The organism is Bacillus sp. ok061 (assembly GCF_900108285.1).
Classification (GTDB): Bacteria; Bacillota; Bacilli; order Bacillales; family Bacillaceae_G; genus Bacillus_A; species Bacillus_A thuringiensis_S.
Genome location: NZ_FNUW01000016.1, coordinates 64,277 through 80,903, shown reverse-complemented (window position 1 = coordinate 80,903; position 16,627 = coordinate 64,277). Strand labels below are relative to the sequence as shown.

The window sequence follows — 16,627 nt, the reverse complement described above, 5'->3', positions numbered from 1 at the left end:
ATGAAATAAGCCTGTTCCATAGGAGGATGTATATATGTAGAGTGAATAAAAGTTTGGAAAAGGGGGTCCAAGTCCTTTTATTCAACTAACTACCTTAATAGATTGGAACCCAGCCTTCAGTTGTCACAAAAATACGAATAGCTACAACTTGACGATCATCTTGCAAGGTAAAATAATGTCTTGCATTTTCAGGAACAGATATGAGATCGCCTGGCTCAAGTTCAACATCAAAGAATTTCCCATCTTTGCCTTCAATAGCGAAAATACCATGACCACTGACGATAAAGCGAACTTCGTCATCTGTATGATGATGTTCTTTTTGGAAATTAATTAATAATTCGTCAAGGTTAGGTGTGCTATTTGAAAGTGAAATTACATCATGTGCTTTATAACCTCGACTTGCTGAAACATCAGCGATTTCTTTTGAAAAAACAGCTAATATTTCAGCTTTGTTTTCATCTGTTAACGAATAATTTTCATTTAAATGAGTAGGAAGTTTAGAAATGTTCCATTTCTCATATAAAACGCCTTCCTCTTGTAGAAATTTAGATACTTCCACTTCATTTTCAATGCGAGTATTTACTTCATGAATACGAATTTGCGCCATTAGAAACGCCTCCTTGAATTGATAATAGTTTTATATGAAATTGGAATAAAAACTCATAAGCTTCTAATCTTTTCTTTGCATCAAAGCTATCTCGGCCCCATACGGTAATACCGTGGTTACGGATTAATACTGCTCCTGAATCACCTTGTATATGCTTTCGGAAGTTTTCTCCAAGCGTTGGGATATGGGCATGGTTTTCGATAATAGGAATGTTAATTGTTGCACCTTCTTCCCAAATATCGAGAGCTTTAATAATTTCTTGATTTTGAAGGGTGACTGCATCATTATATAAATTTGTGATGACATTGTTATCAGTTGTATGAACATGAAGTACGCACCCGGCATTTGTATTGTTATAAATATGTGTATGCAATATTGTTTCTGCTGACGGGCGTAATTCAGTCTCTAATACGGGAACCCCTAGATAATCTACTAATAGAAAATCATCTGGAGTAGTTTTTGTTTTATCTTTACCACTTGCTGTAATAAGAAAAGTAAGTGGCTCATGACTAACCTTTATAGAAATATTACCACTCGTTGCTGGAAACCAATTTCGTGTTGTTAATTCTTTTTTTATCTCGCTTAAGTCATACCATTGACGAAAAAGTTGTTTCATGATTTCACCTCCAACAAATGTTTTAATTCATTTTGAATATCATGGAATGTTTCAAACGGTGTATAAGCAATATAATTCTCTTCACACTTTGTAATAAGGAAGTCACGAGCAAATACTTTATCTGCTTGTTTCGCAGCTTGTAAATCAGTAATTGAATCTCCAATCACAATATGGAAGTCATTCGTATCACTCAATTTACGGATGAGTGATGATTTACATAATCCGCAATGATTTTGACAATGATGATCACAAGGATGAGGCCAATTCACCGTAATGTATTCATTTGAAAAATCTGTTTCATTACAGTAAATTTGCTCTTTTGGAATGAGTCCTTGTAAGAGTGGATAGACGAAGAAATCCATTCCACCTGATATAACGTAAAAAGAAATATTATTTTCCTTTACGAATTGTATAAATTCATGAAAGCCACTGCGAATTTCGGCAGTTTCTTTTAAAAATTGAATTATATTATCGCGCAGATGAGTAGGTATCAATTGAAATAATTGAGAAACACCCTCTTGAATAGATAGCTCTTGTGATAAAATTCTATTTTTTACTTCTTCTGCTTCTGGTGGAGCGAATTTTTCCATAATGGACATAATGTTATCATTATTTGTAATCGTACCATCGAAATCACAAAACACTTGAATACTCATAACTTCACCTCATGAGAGGGGTTTCCCCATATTTGTAGTGCGCTATGTAAATTAATTTCATCTACTTCATGGAGTAATTTACCTTGCAAAGTAGCTGTAATTGCAGTACGGAAAGCTTTACCACCGCCTTGCGCTCCATACGGATGCCCATGTATCCCGCCGCCGGCATTAATAACAACATCTTTACCGAAATCTTGCAGAATAAAAGGAACGAAACCAGGATGAATACCCGCAGATGGGACAGAAAAACTTTTCTTGAAAAATACATCTTCCTCAGTTAAATATTTTGAAATGCTGAGAGCTTCTTCTTTTTCTAATGCAACGCTTCCGTACGGAGACGGGAATAAAGAAAAGTCTGCACCAGCATAACGTAGTAGCTTTCCAAGTAATAATGGAGATGAGATTCCATATAACTGTGAGGCTGAATAAGCACCACTTACAGCAGGGTGTGCCATAATAGGAACTGAAATTTCATCATCTTCTGCAAGTGATTGAAGTACATCTAGTCCGTAAGCAAATACGTTAAATAATAGAATATCAGCTCCAGCTTGCACTGCACGTTTCGCATTTTCTTTTAAATCAAAAGTTCGTCCTGTTAAATTTACGGCATATAACGTTTTATGTCCGTATGTTTCATATACGGATTGTAAAACTTCTTTTCCAGATACAATGCGTTTCGTAAGTGGTGTTAATGCATTTTCAAATAATATTTCATCATCTTTTACTATATCTACACCACCACTTGCTTGATCACGTAATTGCGTTTTTAAATACCCAATATTTCGTCCAATCATTCCTTTAAAAATACTCATTAAAAGGGGACGATCATGCACTTGTAAAAGGTTTCGAATACCATCTATCCCGAATTTTGGACCAGGAAAATGTTTTTTTAACTCGTCTGAAAAAGTTAAGTCAATTAATTTTACTTCGCCATCAAGGGATAGCTTTCCAAATGTAGTCGTTAAAATTGCTGGTAAATCTGGACTGAAGTTTAATAACGGATATTCGATTTTAATAATTCCGCGTTTTACTTTTTTACGTAAATACGAATTCGTATGTTCATGTTCAGCTAATTCCTCAATATGAATGACGTTGCCTTTATGTTGCTTTAATTGTTCTTGCAATAATTGTGGCAAATGAGTCCAAGAGCCAATTGTTAAACCAAGTGCAATTTGCTCAGCCTTTTTTTCTAAGTTATGTGAATCATCATGGATTAAATACGTCGCTATAATTCCGCTCATTGTTATAACCTCCTAGTTAAATAAAAAAACCTCTCAGCTAAGGAGAGGTTTTTTTACAACCAGCTCCTTATCTGTCAGCGTAATGCTGCGAGAATTAGCACCGTGTCTACAATTGTAGATCGGTTGCCGGGTTTCGTCGGGCTCGTCCCTCCACCTGCTCTTGATAAGAAGTATTTAGAAATGTTTAAATTTTTAAGATAACTGAATTTTGTCAGATATTTTTCATGTTGTCAATTACTTTTTGAAAAAATTTAATTTATCAATTCGATTAATGGCTTCTCGTAATCTATCTTCTGTATGCAAGAGACCAACACGGACATACCCTTCGCCATGTTCACCAAATCCAACACCAGGAGCAACTGCAACATGTGCTTTTTCTAGTAAAATATCAGCAAATTGCTCAGAGGTATATCCTTTTGGAACAGGAAGCCATGCAAAGAATGACCCTGTTGGAATGTCTACATTCCAACCAATTGATTGACAAGCCGAAATAAGAGCGTTTCGTCGAGATTCGTAACTATTTACAAGGTCTATTACGCAAGACTGTGAACTTAATAGTGCTTCGCGGGCAGCATCTTGAACTGCACCAAAAATACTAACATACATATGATCTTGTAATAAGTTAATGGTTTCAATGACACTTTCATTCCCTACTGCAAAAGCAATACGCCATCCAGCCATATTGAAAGTTTTCGATAGAGTGTAAATTTCAATACCTGTATTTTTAGCACCGTCTGCTTGCAAGAAACTAACAGGTTTTTGACCATCAAATCCGATAGCGCCGTAAGCAAAATCATGAACGACTAATATATTATGTTTATTAGCAAAATGAATAGTTGCATCAAAAAAATCTTTTGATGCAGTAGCACCTGTAGGATTATTTGGATAGTTTAAAAACATTAATTTTGCACGCTCGGCAATAGAGTTATTAATTTTTGTATAATCTGGTAAAAAGTTATTTTCTGCAATAAGCGGCATTGTTTCAAATTGTGCTTTGGCTAAAGCAACTCCTGATAAATAATCTGGATAGCCTGGATCTGGAACGAGAATCGTATCACCAGGGTTTGTAAAACAAACTGGTAATTCTACTAATCCAGCCTTTCCACCAAACAATATAGCAACTTCAGTTTTCGGATTTACTACTACATCATATTCACGTTGATAGAATGTTGCCACGGCTTCTTTTAAACTTTCATGTCCGCGAAATGGCGGATATTTATGATGAATGGTCTTTTCTGCAGCATCTTGTAAAGCTTTTACGATATGCTGCGGTGTTGGTTGATCTGGATTACCTTGACCTAGATTAATAACATCATGACCAGCTGCAACGACTTTGTTAACTTTTGCAACAAGTGAAGCGAAAAATTGTGTTGGCAATGATGTTACTATCTCAGAAGGTTGAAATAATTTCATACTTTCCACCTCTTTTGAAAGTTGTTACAATTCTAGTGACAAATGATATAATCTTTCCAGTATTTTGTAAAGAGAAAAATAAGAATGGGGCTGAAAAAATGAAAGTCGCATGTATTCAAATGGATATTGTTTTTGGAGATGTAGAAAAAAATATTGAGAATGCTAAAAATAAAATAAGCGAAGCGATGAAGGAGAGACCGGATGTTATTGTCTTACCAGAATTATGGACAACAGGATATGATTTAACAAGACTTTCTGAAATTGCAGATAGGGATGGATTGGAAACGAAAGAAAAGTTGAAAGAATGGTCGAAACAATATGGTGTACATATTGTTGGTGGTTCCATAGCGAAGCAAACAGAGCAAGGTGTTACAAATACAATGTATGTGGTAGACAAGGAAGGAGAACTAGTCAATGAATATAGTAAAGTGCATTTATTTCAGCTTATGGATGAACATAAATATTTAATCGCAGGAAATAGTACAGGTGAATTTAAGTTAGATGATATAGAGTGCGCCGGCACAATTTGTTATGACATTCGTTTTCCAGAGTGGATGCGCGTTCATACTGCGAAAGGTTCAAAAGTTTTATTTGTTGTAGCAGAATGGCCATTATTTCGTTTAGCACATTGGCGTTTGCTATTGCAAGCAAGAGCAGTTGAAAATCAGTGTTATGTTGTTGCCTGTAATAGGGCAGGAAAGGATCCGAATAATGAGTTTGCCGGTCATTCTTTAATTGTCGATCCTTGGGGCGAAGTTGTTGTAGAAGCGAATGAAGAAGAATCAATTTTATTTGGAGAGCTTGTATTCGAGAAAATTAAAGAAGTACGTAAAGGAATTCCAGTTTTTGCGGATCGCCGTCCAGAATTATACAAATAAAATGTTGACAAGTGATTTTTATTCTTGGTATAGTCTTCAACATAAAGTTAAAAATTCAAAAAATTATACAACTCTTATCAAGAGCAGGTGGAGGGATTTGGCCCGATGAAGCCCAGCAACCGACCGTAATACCATTGTGAAATGGGGCGTTTATTACGCCAAAAGGCACGGTGCTAATTCCAGCAGAAAGTAAAACTTTCTGGCAGATAAGAGGGGAGAAGATAAACTTCAAACCTCTTTCTTAGTGGAAAGAGGTTTTTCTGTGTTAGAAAAACCTCTGAATTTAAAAAGGGGGAGAAGACGATGGGATATTATTCATTAACAGAAATAACAGCTGTACAATATGCGAAAGAGAATGGCTATTTTGAGGCGAAGGCAAATGTCATTTGTCATGAAATCGGAGATGGAAACTTAAATTACGTGTTCAAATTAGATGATGGAGAGAAATCCATTATAATAAAACAAGCACTGCCTTATGCGAAAGTAGTTGGTGAAAGTTGGCCGTTGTCTATAAAAAGAGCAACGATTGAAAGCAAGGCACTGCAAATTTTTGCGCAGTATGTACCGGATTATGTTCCGGTAGTGTACAGTCATGATGAAGAGTTAGCGATAACGGTAATAGAAGACTTATCAAGACTAACAATTACAAGAAAAGGATTAATAGACGGAGAAGAATATCCGCTTTTATCCCAGCATATCGGCCGTTTTCTAGCACATGTTTTATTTTACACTTCAGATTTTGGTTTACAATCAGAAGAGAAGAGGGTACTAGAAGGTACCTTTGTAAATCCGGATCTTTGTAAAATTACAGAGGATTTAGTGTTTACAGATCCGTTTGGACATTATGATACAAATGATTATGAGCCAGATTTACAGCTCGTGGTTGATGAACTTTGGAGTGATAAAACTTTAAAACTAAAAGTAGCACAATATAAATATAAGTTCTTAACAAGAAAAGAAACTCTTATTCATGGTGATTTACATACTGGTAGTATTTTTTCGTCACCTTCTGAAACGAAAGTGATTGATCCAGAATTTGCGACCTATGGCCCATTTGGATTTGACATAGGTCAATTTATTGCAAATCTATTATTAAATGCTTTATCTAGAGAAGAAGAAAAAAGAAGTGTATTATTTTTCCATATAGAAAAGACGTGGAGTTATTTTGTAGAGACTTTTACAAAGTTATGGATTGGAGAAGGTGTAGAAGCATATACGAAAGAAAAACAATGGTTACCAATTATTTTGCAAAATATCTTTACTGATGCTGTTGGATTTGCTGGATGTGAACTGATTCGTAGAACAATTGGTTTAGCTCATGTAGCAGATTTAGATGAAATAGAAAATAAAGAAACAAGAATTCAAGCTAAGAAACAAGCGCTATCCTTAGGTAAAGAACTAATAAAATATGAATCTAAAAGTGCTGATATTCAACTGTTTCGAACGTTATTTCAACAGACAGTTTCAGGAGGCATAAAAGCATGAGTACAATTGTTACTGTTCCGATATCTGTAAGTTGGAAAGGTGATGCAATTACGGTATTAAATCAAACGAAATTGCCGCATAGCACAGAATATAAAACATTGACGACTATTGAAGAGGTTTGGAAAAGCATCGTAATGTTAGAAGTACGAGGAGCGCCTGCAATTGGAATTGTAGCTGCATTTGGCTTGGCGCTTGCATCAAAAAAATATAACACTGTACATATTGAAGAATTTCAAAAGAAGTTTAATAGAGATTGTAATTATTTAGGAACGTCACGCCCGACAGCAGTCAATTTATTTTGGGCAATTGATCGTATGAGAGAATCTATTCGAGAGATTACTACAATAAAAGAAGCACAAAAAACATTAGAAGAAGAAGCGCTTCGCATTCAGCAGGAAGATGAAGAGGTGTGCCGAAATATTGGGGAATATGCGTTAACATGTTTTAAAGATGGCGATAATATTTTAACAATCTGTAACGCTGGAAGTATCGCAACTGCCAGATATGGAACTGCATTAGCTCCCTTTTATATTGGAAAAGAGAAAGGTGTGCGTTTACATGCATATGCGTGTGAAACGAGACCAGTTTTACAAGGTGGTCGCTTAACGACGTGGGAATTGAAGCAAGCAAATATTGATGTGACCCTTATTACAGATAATACTGCAGCTCATGCTATTCAAACGAAAGAAATAAATGCAATTATTGTAGGGGCGGATCGAATTGTCGCAAATGGAGATACGGCAAATAAAATAGGGACAATGAATTTAGCTATTTTAGCAAAGCACTTTGATATCCCATTTTATGTTGCTGCGCCACTGTCAACATTTGATGTTAGGAAAGAAAATGGAGCCGAGATAATTATTGAAGAAAGAGATGAAACAGAAGTTACGAAAATCTTTGGAAAACAAGTAGCACCAATTGGAACGAACGTTTATAACCCTGCATTTGACGTAACACCGAACGAATTAATTACAGGAATTATTACTGAGAAAGGTATTATAAGCGGGGATTATAAACGAGAAATTGCATCATTATTTGAAAAACAGGCTAATACATAATAGCTTGTTTTTTTATGCCTAAATGCATTGTTTTCTCTTACTTATATAATGAAAGGAGGAGAAGGGGATGGAAGAGTGGATCAAGATGATAGGTAATGTAGGGTTTCCAATTGTTGTAACATTATATTTACTCCACCGTATTGAAAGTAAATTAGAGGGGGTAATTGTTGCAATTGAGAAGCTCCCGCGGCAATTACTAAAGTACGAAGATCCTCGCGATAAAAAATAAAGTTTGCTCTTCGTGAGCAAACTTTATTTTTTATTGAGCAGTATAACCACCATCGATAACGACAGCTTGACCAGTTATACCTTTCGCTTTTTCGCTCGCTAAAAACATAGCATAATCAGCGATTTCTTGTACTTGTAGCAAACGCTTCTGTGGTACAAGTGGATAAATGACATCTTCTAAAACATTTTCAAGTGGTACATTTCTTGTAGTAGCTAAGTTTTGTAGTTGATTACGTACAAGAGGGGTATCGACATAACCAGGGCAAAGGGCATTAACAGTAATACCATGCGTAGCACCTTCTAAAGCGGCAACTTTTGTTAATCCAATTACGCCATGTTTTGCACTATTATAGGCAGCTTTTCCAGCAAACCCAACCAGGCCGTTAATAGAAGCGACATTAATAATACGACCATATTTTTGTTGTTTCATAATCGGAAAGGCATGCTTAGTTGCGATAAACGGAGCAATTTGCATAATTTGAATTAGCAGCTCGAACTTTTCAGTTGGAAAGTCTTCAATGGGTGAAACGTGTTGCATTCCTGCGTTGTTAATTAATATATCTAATGAACCGAAATGATCAACTGTTTGAGAAATTGCTGCTGTAATTTCCTCTTCAGATGTAACGTCACATTTTAAACCGATAGCTTGAAAACCTTCATTTTGTAATTGTTCAGCAGCTTCTTTCGCACGTTCTTCAAGACGATCAGTAATCACAACTTTTGCACCTTCTTTTGCAAAAGCACTTCCCATTTCATATCCAATACCACTCGCAGCACCTGTTAAAAAGACAACTCGATTTGTAACCATGATGAAAAACATCCCTTCGTAATAAAGTTCTCATATTGCTCTATTTAGAGAGGGGATAATAAAAATCCTGCAAAGATTTGGAAAAATATTGTTAGGAGGATTTGAGTTATGTCAACAAGTCAAATGTTGAAAGGGATTTTAGAAGGATGCTTACTTGCTATTATTTCTGAAGGTGAAATATACGGTTATGAAATGAGTGAAAAGCTAGCGAAGTATGGCTTTACAATGGCGAGTGAGGGAAGTATTTATCCGTTATTAATACGAATGCAAAAGGAAGGATTAATAACAAGTGTAATGAAGGAATCTCCATCTGGCCCAAAGCGAAAATATTATACATTAACAGAAAAAGGCGAGGAAGCACTTAATGAATTTATGGATCGCTGGGAAGCGATGCAAAGTAGTGTAGAGCGTCTACTAGTAGGGAAGGGGAGAAAAAAATAATGCTATCAAGAGAAGCACGAAAGTTTTTATTAGATATGAGATTATTTTTGACGGCAAAGAGTGTAAAAGAAAGTGATATTGAAAACTTTTTAGAAGATGCAGAGTTGCATTTAATAGAAGGTGAGAGTGAGGGCAAGAGTGTAGAAGATATTTTTGGAAGCTCACCGAAAGAATATGCAAATGAACTTGTAAAAGTGATGGAAAGAGATAGACAGGAGACGTGGAAGCAAATTGGTTTTACAGTAATGAATATCGTATCATTTTGGATTATTGCTTCTATCTTAATAGTGAATCATGGAATGTTACAGATTTCACTTATTCAGTGTATCGGTTATAGTTTTTCATTGATTTTAGTTGTTATAGGTCCTAATTTTCTACTTCGTAAAATGGCCTTCGTAACAAGTTTTACAAAAACATGGTTTTCTATGTGGTCTTTAGTTATGATTGCTCCAATGTTTTTATTAGGAGCTGTTACGATATTAGACGTGATCTATCCGACAAAAACGCTCACATTCACCGAAGTGCAAGGTTATATAGTAGCTGGTGGGATTTTTATCATCACAGTAGCTATAAATATATATTTTGAAGGATGGTTTAAAAACTTATATTTAATCATTCCACTTTCAATTATGTTAGTGTTTAAAACATTTACATCGGAAGATCTTATGCCAATGCTAATTCAATTTATATGTTTATACGGAAGTTTATTTATTTTAATTTTCGTTGAAATTATGATGAAGACGAATAGAAGAGAAATGGTTAAATAAGGGAGGGGTTATAATGAAGATTTCTAAAGAAGGTGAAAAGTTTTTAATCGATACGAAAGTATATTTAATAACAAAAGGGATTAAAGAAGAAGATGTGGACGCTTTTCTAGAAGATGCAGAGCTTCATTTAATAGAAGGTGAAAAAAAGGGAAAGACAGTAAGTGACATATTTGGTGACTCACCAAAAGAGTATGCGGAAGAATTAGCGAAAGAGATGGAGAAGGATAAAAGCGGGAGCATAAAGACTATTTTAGGAATGACAATTGGGATAGGTGGATATTGGTTACTTACAAATATTTTATTTGAAAGTCCGAATCAACAATTTAAGTTAACAAATGTACAGTTAATCGGTTATCCTATCGTTTTAATCATTACGATTATTGGAACAATTGTTGCATTTAGAATGTCTTCTTTCAAAAGCAAATTAGTAGAATTTGGAATTATTTATGTAATAGTAATGGTTCCTATTTTATTATTGGTGTTATTGATGTTTATGAATAAATGGTATGGGACGCCTATATTACAATTGTCGACAATGCAAACATATATATTAGCAGCAATTATCTTTTTATTACTTCTTATTGGTGAAGTATATGTTCTTGGCTGGATGGGTGTTTTGGTGCTAATTGTTCCTCTTGCAATTATGTTCATATTTAAAGACTTAGAAGAAAGTAATGTATTTTGGGGAATTGCAAAGGTCTTACTTATGTATGGAAGTATATATGGATTAATGAAATGGTCTTTAAAAATTGAAGAAAGAAAAAGTGTGAACTAGAAATTCAATAAAAAGCGGCTGCTCTGGATATACCAAAAATTATTTCCAAAGAAATATTATATAGGGATTTTTAGAGGGATTACATTTATATTTAGTTGTCTATTTTTATTTCTAGCAGCCGGGATTTGGTTTGTTGATTGGAATAAGTTGTTTTAAACAGTAACATGAGGGTTACTGTTTTTTTCTTTGTAATAAAGAGCTTTGTAAAGAGAGCGCTTTTTGTTCTTCCGTTAATAAGGAATGAATATGAATGTTTTCTGGACGAGGGACTATCGGATACATAAGATTTGTTGGAGAAGGGTGGTGCTCCGAGCCGGTTGGAGAATGAGGATCTGCATGAGTAAGTTTTCCATGAACACGTCTTGTAAATAAAATATGACCAATTTCGTGAGCGAGCGTATATATATTTTTCATAGGAGCAGCCGAATTTGTTAAAACGATATAGCCAGTAAGTTGCTGTTGTTTTGCTAAAGAATAAGCGCAGGCAATTACTGCTGTTTCTTTGAAATAATTACTGCCAATATAACAAATATAAAGGTCGCATTCAGGAGCTTCATTTACACATGCTTGGAAAAAGGATGCCAACTTTTCTTGACTTTGAATGGAATTTTTATAACTGATTTCACGGTCAGAAAAACGGAAAAGTTCATTTAATACAATGACTTCTTGAATTTGAAATGTAATAGGGTGCCAAATTGATTCTGCAACAGCTAAATCTTTTGCGATACGGTCATCAGAAATATCGGCGCCTGGAGTAATGCAAATACATATATTGACGTATGGATCCATAAGGAACACCTCAAATAAAAAATTCTTCCTATAATATATGTGGGAAAAAGATGCTATGTATGGATAAACGCCTTCTTTATTGAATATATAGATGACAAGTCGAAAAAATTTCATAGTTCTATAACATGGTGTGGCCGTCTTTTTGATATAGTAAAGGAAAGGGGGAGAATATATGTATACATTAAAAATCGTTTCAGACAGAGAAGCACTTTATCAATTTGCGAGTTATGTAAGAGTTGTACAAGGGGTTGAAGATGTATATGTAGAGGTGGGAGAACCTTTATATGAACATCCTTTAATGAAGTTTTATGTACATATTAAGCTGAAAGAAACATATGAGCAACATAAAGTGTTACAGGAAATAGCAAGATTAGTAGAATTAGGTCGTTTTACATATGTCCATTATCGTAATGATGAAATTGAGGAAGCTTTTGAAGCTGTAAAATATGAAAGTTTTAAGAAATAAAGGTGAAAAAAAGGAGGCGAAAGCTTCCTTTTTTTCTTTAAAATTACATGAACAAAAAGAGAAAAATTTTGTTATGATAAGGGAGGTTAGGGAAAGGGGAATTTACATATGGGGTATATTGAAGAGTTACGCAAAGTCGTTGGTACAAGGCCGCTTATTCTCGTAGGATCAGCAATCATTATATTAAATGATAATCAAGAAGTATTGCTTCAATATCGTTCAGATACATATGATTGGGGTGTACCTGGTGGGGCGATGGAACTGGGCGAAACGACAGAAGAAACTGCACGTAGAGAGTTATTTGAGGAAACGGGATTAACTGCAAAAATAATGCAATTTCTTGGTGTTTTATCAGGAAAAGAAGTATATTTCCGTTATCCGAATGGCGATGAAATTTTCAATGTCATTCATCTGTATCAGGCACATCATGTGAGCGGGGAATTGAAGCTCGATCATGAAGGGCTCAAACTCCAATATTTTCCGGTTGATAAGTTGCCAAAATTGAATGAAACGACAGAGAAAATTTTACAAAAGTTTTTATATGCGCTAACAGAATAGAAGGTTAATTCCTTCTATTTTTATTATATTAAATATTTTGATTTTTTAGTATGTTTATAGTATGATAGTTATAGATATACATCTTATGGAATTTCACCTAAAAACTTACTAGGGTACATAAGAGAGGGGCAAGTACAAAATGCATAATGTTGTTATTACAGCTGCAGTTCGTTCGCCAATTGGAACTTTTGGAGGAGCGCTAAAAAATGTAACGCCAGTAGAATTAGCTGTTCCTGTACTTCAGGAAGCTGTAAAACGAGGCGGGGTAGAACCACATGAAGTTGATGAAGTAATTTTAGGTCATTGTATTCAAAGAACTGATGAAGCAAATACGGCGAGAACAGCTGCATTAGCGGCAGGATTTCCTGACACAGTTACGGGATATACAATCCAACGTCAATGTTCTTCAGGTATGCAAGCAATTATGTCAGCTGCAATGCAAATCCAATTAGGTGTAAGTGATGTTGTTGTTGCAGGTGGAGTAGAAGCGATGAGTTCGAGCCCTTATGCATTGAAACAGCACCGCTGGGGACAACGTCTACAGCACGGAGAAATTCGTGACACGGTGTGGGAAGTGTTAGAAGATCCGATTCACCATATTATGATGGGTGAAACAGCGGAAAATTTAGTTGAACAATATGAAATTACAAGAGAGGAACAAGATGAAGTTGCTCTTCGCAGTCATACATTGGCACTGCAAGCAATTGAGTCTGGATACTTTGACGATCAAATTGTTCCTATTACGATAAAAGAACGTAGAAAAGAAATAGTATTTTCGAAGGATGAACATCCACGTGCAGATATTACAGCTGAAAAATTAGCAGGATTAAAACCAGCGTTCCGTAAAGACGGATCAGTAACTGCAGGAAATGCATCTGGCCTGAATGACGGAAGTGCAGTTCTAGTATTAATGAGCGAAGAAAAAGCGAAAGAAAAAGGCTTACAACCGTTAGCTAGAATTGTTGGATATTCAGTAGCTGGGGTAGATCCAAAAATTATGGGTATTGGGCCAGCACCAGCAATTCGTAAAGGTTTAGAAAAAGTAGATTGGTCATTAGAAGATGCAGATTTACTTGAAATTAATGAAGCTTTCGCAGCTCAATATTTAGCTGTAGAGAAAGAGTTAGGTTTAGACCGTGAAAAAGTGAACGTAAACGGTAGTGGCGTAGGACTTGGGCATCCAATTGGTTGTACAGGGGCTCGTATTACAGTAAGTTTAATTCACGAATTAAAAAGACGTGGGTTAGAAAAAGGAATTGCCTCTTTATGCGTCGGTGGCGGTATCGGGGTTGCCTTATTTATAGAAGCACTATAAAAAAGAAGCAGCTATTGCTGCTTCTTTTTTTACGACTCAAATAGATGATGGAATAATCGATCGCGATTTTCAAAGAAAAGTTTCGTCGTTTGGTAATGCTCAGTTTCTTCTAATGTGGATTCGTGAATTCCCTCTTGTGTTAAAGAGTATATAGTGGATTCAGGATAAGCCATTAAAATAGGAGAATGCGTCGCGATAACAAATTGTGAACCTTGTTCAGCTAGCTCATGCATTCGAATGAGCATGGAAAGTTGTCTCATCGGTGATAAAGCTGCCTCAGGCTCATCTAAAATGTATAAACCTTTTCCTGAAAAACGGTTCATAAATAAGGAAAAGAATGATTCGCCGTGAGATTGTTCGTGTAGTGAAACGCCGCCGTAAGATTTTATAGCATCTATTTCATCAATATAAGAAGCAACGTTATAAAATGATTCAGCGCGAAGAAAGAAACCGTCGTTTGGTGTATTGAAACTTTTTGAGATTCGAAGGTATTCATGTAAAGATGAATGTGAATCGTTTGTGCTAAAGCGGAAATTCTTCGTTCCACCTTCTGCATTAAAACCTAACGCAATTGCAATTCCTTCAAGTAATGTTGATTTACCTGTTCCGTTTTCTCCAATAATGAATGTTACATTTGGATGGAAAGCTAGTGATTGTAATGTTCGGATAGCGGGTAAGCAGTAAGGATATGCGGAAAAACTAGGGATAGTTTCTTTTTTTAATGTGACATTTTGTAAAAAGGGTACGTCAATCAATATATAAACCTCAATTCATAACGGATTTTGAATTTAAAAAGGTAGCAAATACAAGTGTTAATAACACCTGAATCTCTTCTTGTCTTCTGAATATTTATGTGGATTATATCATTTAAACTATCATATTCCAATGTGAAAATAAATATTGCATGAAGTTCCATTCTCTCGTTATGATAGATGGTATTCTATTGAAAATGTGAGAAGGAGTTAAAGTATGCCGTTTACATTTGCACATCCAGCAGCAGTTCTCCCTTTTGCGAAAAAGCATTCTAAACATATTTCAGTAACGGCTCTTATATTAGGTAGTATGGCGCCTGACTTTGAATATTTCTTACACTTTAGACCGTATGGTGTAATTGGGCATACGTGGCTTGGGTTCTTATATTTAAATTTACCACTTGTCTTCTTATTAGCATACATATATCATTACATTTTAAAAAAGCCTTTTATAACACATTTACCTAAACCATTTGCTGGCTACTATACATATGCAGTAGACAAGGGGTGGGGTCTTCATACATGGAAGGAGCTTTTTGTATTTTGTTATTCAGCATTATTCGGTATGTTAACGCATGTTGTTTGGGATGCATTCACTCATAAGACAGGCTATTTTGTTATGAAAATATCATTATTGCAAAGAGAATGGTATAGTATCTCTGTTTATAAATATATGCAACATGGAAGTACATGTATTGGTTTTCTATTATTAGTATACGTTTTATGGAAGCATAGAAATGAAATGGGTAAAGACTTTATTTTAGCTTCGGAAAAAAGAAAGTATTGGATTTCAGTAATTGTTGTGGCAACTATTATATTTATCGTGCATGTGTTCCTAGATCCCTATTTTCATATTTTCCAAATTGGAGGTATAATAGTATCTGGACTGACAAGTTCATTTTGTGGACTTTTCATTGTTTCTATAGTTTACAAAGCAAGGGACTAATTTTATATTCATGAATGATAGCGTTAGGAGAAATGAAATGATGAAAGCATGGAAAAGTATTTTTGTTTTATGTAGTTTTCTTCTTATGTTAAGTGGTTGCTTCCATCAAGAAGAAAAGAAAGCTGAACCGAAGAAGAAAGAATCTATTCCTGAAACAAAAGAATATGGTGGGCGTGAGCTGAAAAAAGTAGGACAAAAAGTGAAAGAAACAGGATGGGGTACTTTCAAGTTAGAGCAGATGCATTCTGTGAATCAAACATTTGAAGTAGCGCCAATGAAAATTCACGTACAAGATGTGAAAGTAATCTCTTTATCACAGATGAGTGAAAAGGCAAAAAATACATTGAAAGTATACACGGCACTAACTCCTGAAGAAGTAAAACGTAGATTAGGGGATAAAGTAAGCCAAGAAGATGCAGAATTATATGCATCGCTAAGTGGAACAGAGATTAGTAATACAATTCGTTACGTTGAGATTACATATAAAGTGGAGAATAGCGGAAATAAAAATATGCAATTTTTCTCTATGAATGATGTTATAATTAATGGTAAGCAACATTTTAAAGTAGCGACTCAAAACTTTTTATATGACGAAGATACGTTAGTTGGTACAAAAAATGTATCAAGAGAAGACTATAAGCCTGGTGAAACAAGAGATGGGATTATTGGTTTAATACTTGACGATGGAAAAGACAAGGTAAAGGATATTCAGTTTATAACTGATGATTTACTTGCAGGAGATTCAGAAACACAAGATGTTGTAAAAGAGCCACAAACGTTTAATATCTCACTTTCGGAGTAATGTGTTTTTAAAATAATGTAAGACAA

General features: G+C 35.1%; 20 protein-coding genes, 1 pseudogene and 2 riboswitches. Of the genes and pseudogenes, 13 read left to right on the top strand and 8 right to left on the bottom strand.

All coding sequences use genetic code 11. From position 1 onward, the window contains the following. Positions 1 to 94: 94 nt before the first annotated feature. From C4S65_RS20510 to C4S65_RS20490, 5 genes are all read right to left on the bottom strand, one after another. Positions 95 to 607, bottom strand: coding sequence for a cupin domain-containing protein (locus C4S65_RS20510; RefSeq protein ID WP_000057322.1), 513 nt, complete (start codon positions 605 to 607; stop codon positions 95 to 97). Continuing rightward, positions 585 to 1,223 carry a methylthioribulose 1-phosphate dehydratase gene (locus C4S65_RS20505; protein WP_000811345.1) on the bottom strand — a complete coding sequence of 213 codons (639 nt, stop codon included), beginning with the start codon at positions 1,221 to 1,223 and terminating at the stop codon, positions 585 to 587. Before C4S65_RS20505 ends, C4S65_RS20510 begins: the two co-directional genes overlap by 23 nt. Further along, a complete protein-coding gene (gene mtnX, locus C4S65_RS20500) occupies positions 1,220 to 1,879 on the bottom strand; it encodes a 2-hydroxy-3-keto-5-methylthiopentenyl-1-phosphate phosphatase (RefSeq protein ID WP_000027471.1) in 660 nt (219 codons plus the stop codon). The genes C4S65_RS20505 and mtnX overlap by 4 nt, the downstream gene beginning before the upstream one ends. Continuing rightward, positions 1,876 to 3,120: a 2,3-diketo-5-methylthiopentyl-1-phosphate enolase gene (mtnW, locus tag C4S65_RS20495; RefSeq protein WP_061666339.1), complete on the bottom strand. Its 1,245-nt coding sequence runs from the start codon at positions 3,118 to 3,120 to the stop codon at positions 1,876 to 1,878. Before mtnW ends, mtnX begins: the two co-directional genes overlap by 4 nt. A 64-nt stretch (positions 3,121 to 3,184) precedes the next feature. Then, a riboswitch (SAM riboswitch) is annotated at positions 3,185 to 3,290 on the bottom strand. A gap of 64 nt (positions 3,291 to 3,354) precedes the next feature. Then, positions 3,355 to 4,533 (bottom strand): pyridoxal phosphate-dependent aminotransferase, encoded by a 1,179-nt coding sequence (locus C4S65_RS20490; RefSeq protein WP_000765531.1) that lies wholly within the window; start codon positions 4,531 to 4,533, stop codon positions 3,355 to 3,357. 14 nt (positions 4,534 to 4,547) lie between these two features. On the opposite strand from C4S65_RS20490, the gene C4S65_RS20485 reads away from it, so the two are divergent. From C4S65_RS20485 to C4S65_RS20470, 4 genes are all read left to right on the top strand, one after another. Then, the gene (locus C4S65_RS20485) at positions 4,548 to 5,411 is read left to right on the top strand and encodes a carbon-nitrogen family hydrolase (RefSeq protein ID WP_142391559.1); all 864 of its coding nucleotides are present in this window, start codon (positions 4,548 to 4,550) and stop codon (positions 5,409 to 5,411) included. Positions 5,412 to 5,482: 71 nt separating this feature from the next. Further along, positions 5,483 to 5,624: riboswitch (SAM riboswitch) on the top strand. A gap of 90 nt (positions 5,625 to 5,714) precedes the next feature. Beyond that, positions 5,715 to 6,896 carry an S-methyl-5-thioribose kinase gene (mtnK, locus tag C4S65_RS20480; RefSeq protein ID WP_000542690.1) on the top strand — a complete coding sequence of 394 codons (1,182 nt, stop codon included), beginning with the start codon at positions 5,715 to 5,717 and terminating at the stop codon, positions 6,894 to 6,896. Further along, positions 6,893 to 7,954, top strand: coding sequence for an S-methyl-5-thioribose-1-phosphate isomerase (gene mtnA, locus C4S65_RS20475; protein ID WP_098838277.1), 1,062 nt, complete (start codon positions 6,893 to 6,895; stop codon positions 7,952 to 7,954). Before mtnK ends, mtnA begins: the two co-directional genes overlap by 4 nt. A gap of 67 nt (positions 7,955 to 8,021) precedes the next feature. Further along, positions 8,022 to 8,183, top strand: coding sequence for a YvrJ family protein (locus C4S65_RS20470; protein ID WP_000393336.1), 162 nt, complete (start codon positions 8,022 to 8,024; stop codon positions 8,181 to 8,183). A 30-nt stretch (positions 8,184 to 8,213) separates the two neighbouring features. Here C4S65_RS20470 and C4S65_RS20465 read toward each other — a convergent pair whose 3' ends face one another. Next, on the bottom strand, positions 8,214 to 8,990 hold the full coding sequence (locus C4S65_RS20465; RefSeq protein ID WP_000258449.1) for a 3-hydroxybutyrate dehydrogenase: 777 nt from the start codon (positions 8,988 to 8,990) through the stop codon (positions 8,214 to 8,216). Between the two features lie 108 nt (positions 8,991 to 9,098). Here C4S65_RS20465 and C4S65_RS20460 point away from each other — a divergent pair, with 108 nt between their 5' ends. The 4 genes and pseudogenes from C4S65_RS20460 to C4S65_RS20445 form a co-directional block, all read left to right on the top strand. Further along, complete coding sequence (locus tag C4S65_RS20460; RefSeq protein WP_000107989.1) at positions 9,099 to 9,431, top strand: PadR family transcriptional regulator; 333 nt, start codon at positions 9,099 to 9,101, stop codon at positions 9,429 to 9,431. Next, positions 9,431 to 10,198, top strand: coding sequence for a DUF1129 domain-containing protein (locus C4S65_RS20455; RefSeq protein WP_000952331.1), 768 nt, complete (start codon positions 9,431 to 9,433; stop codon positions 10,196 to 10,198). The genes C4S65_RS20460 and C4S65_RS20455 overlap by 1 nt, the downstream gene beginning before the upstream one ends. Before the next feature lie 13 nt (positions 10,199 to 10,211). Continuing rightward, positions 10,212 to 10,973, top strand: a complete 762-nt coding sequence (locus C4S65_RS20450) for a DUF1129 domain-containing protein (protein ID WP_086407643.1) — start codon at positions 10,212 to 10,214, stop codon at positions 10,971 to 10,973. Positions 10,974 to 10,985: 12 nt separating this feature from the next. Further along, positions 10,986 to 11,129, top strand: a pseudogene (locus C4S65_RS20445) (DNA-binding protein); the annotation flags it as partial. A 15-nt stretch (positions 11,130 to 11,144) separates the two neighbouring features. Here C4S65_RS20445 and C4S65_RS20440 read toward each other — a convergent pair. Continuing rightward, the gene (locus C4S65_RS20440; protein ID WP_000371614.1) at positions 11,145 to 11,762 is read right to left on the bottom strand and encodes a hypothetical protein; all 618 of its coding nucleotides are present in this window, start codon (positions 11,760 to 11,762) and stop codon (positions 11,145 to 11,147) included. A gap of 172 nt (positions 11,763 to 11,934) precedes the next feature. Here C4S65_RS20440 and C4S65_RS20435 point away from each other — a divergent pair, with 172 nt between their 5' ends. The 3 genes from C4S65_RS20435 (at position 11,935) to C4S65_RS20425 (ending at position 14,101) form a co-directional block, all read left to right on the top strand. Next, positions 11,935 to 12,228 (top strand): DUF3928 family protein, encoded by a 294-nt coding sequence (locus tag C4S65_RS20435; RefSeq protein ID WP_000288331.1) that lies wholly within the window; start codon positions 11,935 to 11,937, stop codon positions 12,226 to 12,228. Between the two features lie 108 nt (positions 12,229 to 12,336). After that, on the top strand, positions 12,337 to 12,786 hold the full coding sequence (locus C4S65_RS20430) for an NUDIX hydrolase (protein WP_000540529.1): 450 nt from the start codon (positions 12,337 to 12,339) through the stop codon (positions 12,784 to 12,786). A 139-nt stretch (positions 12,787 to 12,925) separates the two neighbouring features. Beyond that, positions 12,926 to 14,101 (top strand): acetyl-CoA C-acetyltransferase, encoded by a 1,176-nt coding sequence (locus tag C4S65_RS20425; protein ID WP_000552080.1) that lies wholly within the window; start codon positions 12,926 to 12,928, stop codon positions 14,099 to 14,101. Between the two features lie 29 nt (positions 14,102 to 14,130). Here C4S65_RS20425 and C4S65_RS20420 read toward each other — a convergent pair whose 3' ends face one another. Continuing rightward, the gene (locus C4S65_RS20420) at positions 14,131 to 14,856 is read right to left on the bottom strand and encodes an AAA family ATPase (RefSeq protein ID WP_000568014.1); all 726 of its coding nucleotides are present in this window, start codon (positions 14,854 to 14,856) and stop codon (positions 14,131 to 14,133) included. Positions 14,857 to 15,070: 214 nt separating this feature from the next. Here C4S65_RS20420 and C4S65_RS20415 point away from each other — a divergent pair, with 214 nt between their 5' ends. Together C4S65_RS20415 and C4S65_RS20410 are read left to right on the top strand one after the other, a co-directional pair. Continuing rightward, positions 15,071 to 15,799, top strand: coding sequence for a DUF4184 family protein (locus tag C4S65_RS20415; RefSeq protein ID WP_001116860.1), 729 nt, complete (start codon positions 15,071 to 15,073; stop codon positions 15,797 to 15,799). A gap of 37 nt (positions 15,800 to 15,836) precedes the next feature. Then, on the top strand, positions 15,837 to 16,601 hold the full coding sequence (locus tag C4S65_RS20410) for a hypothetical protein (protein WP_000973897.1): 765 nt from the start codon (positions 15,837 to 15,839) through the stop codon (positions 16,599 to 16,601). Positions 16,602 to 16,627: the final 26 nt, after the last annotated feature.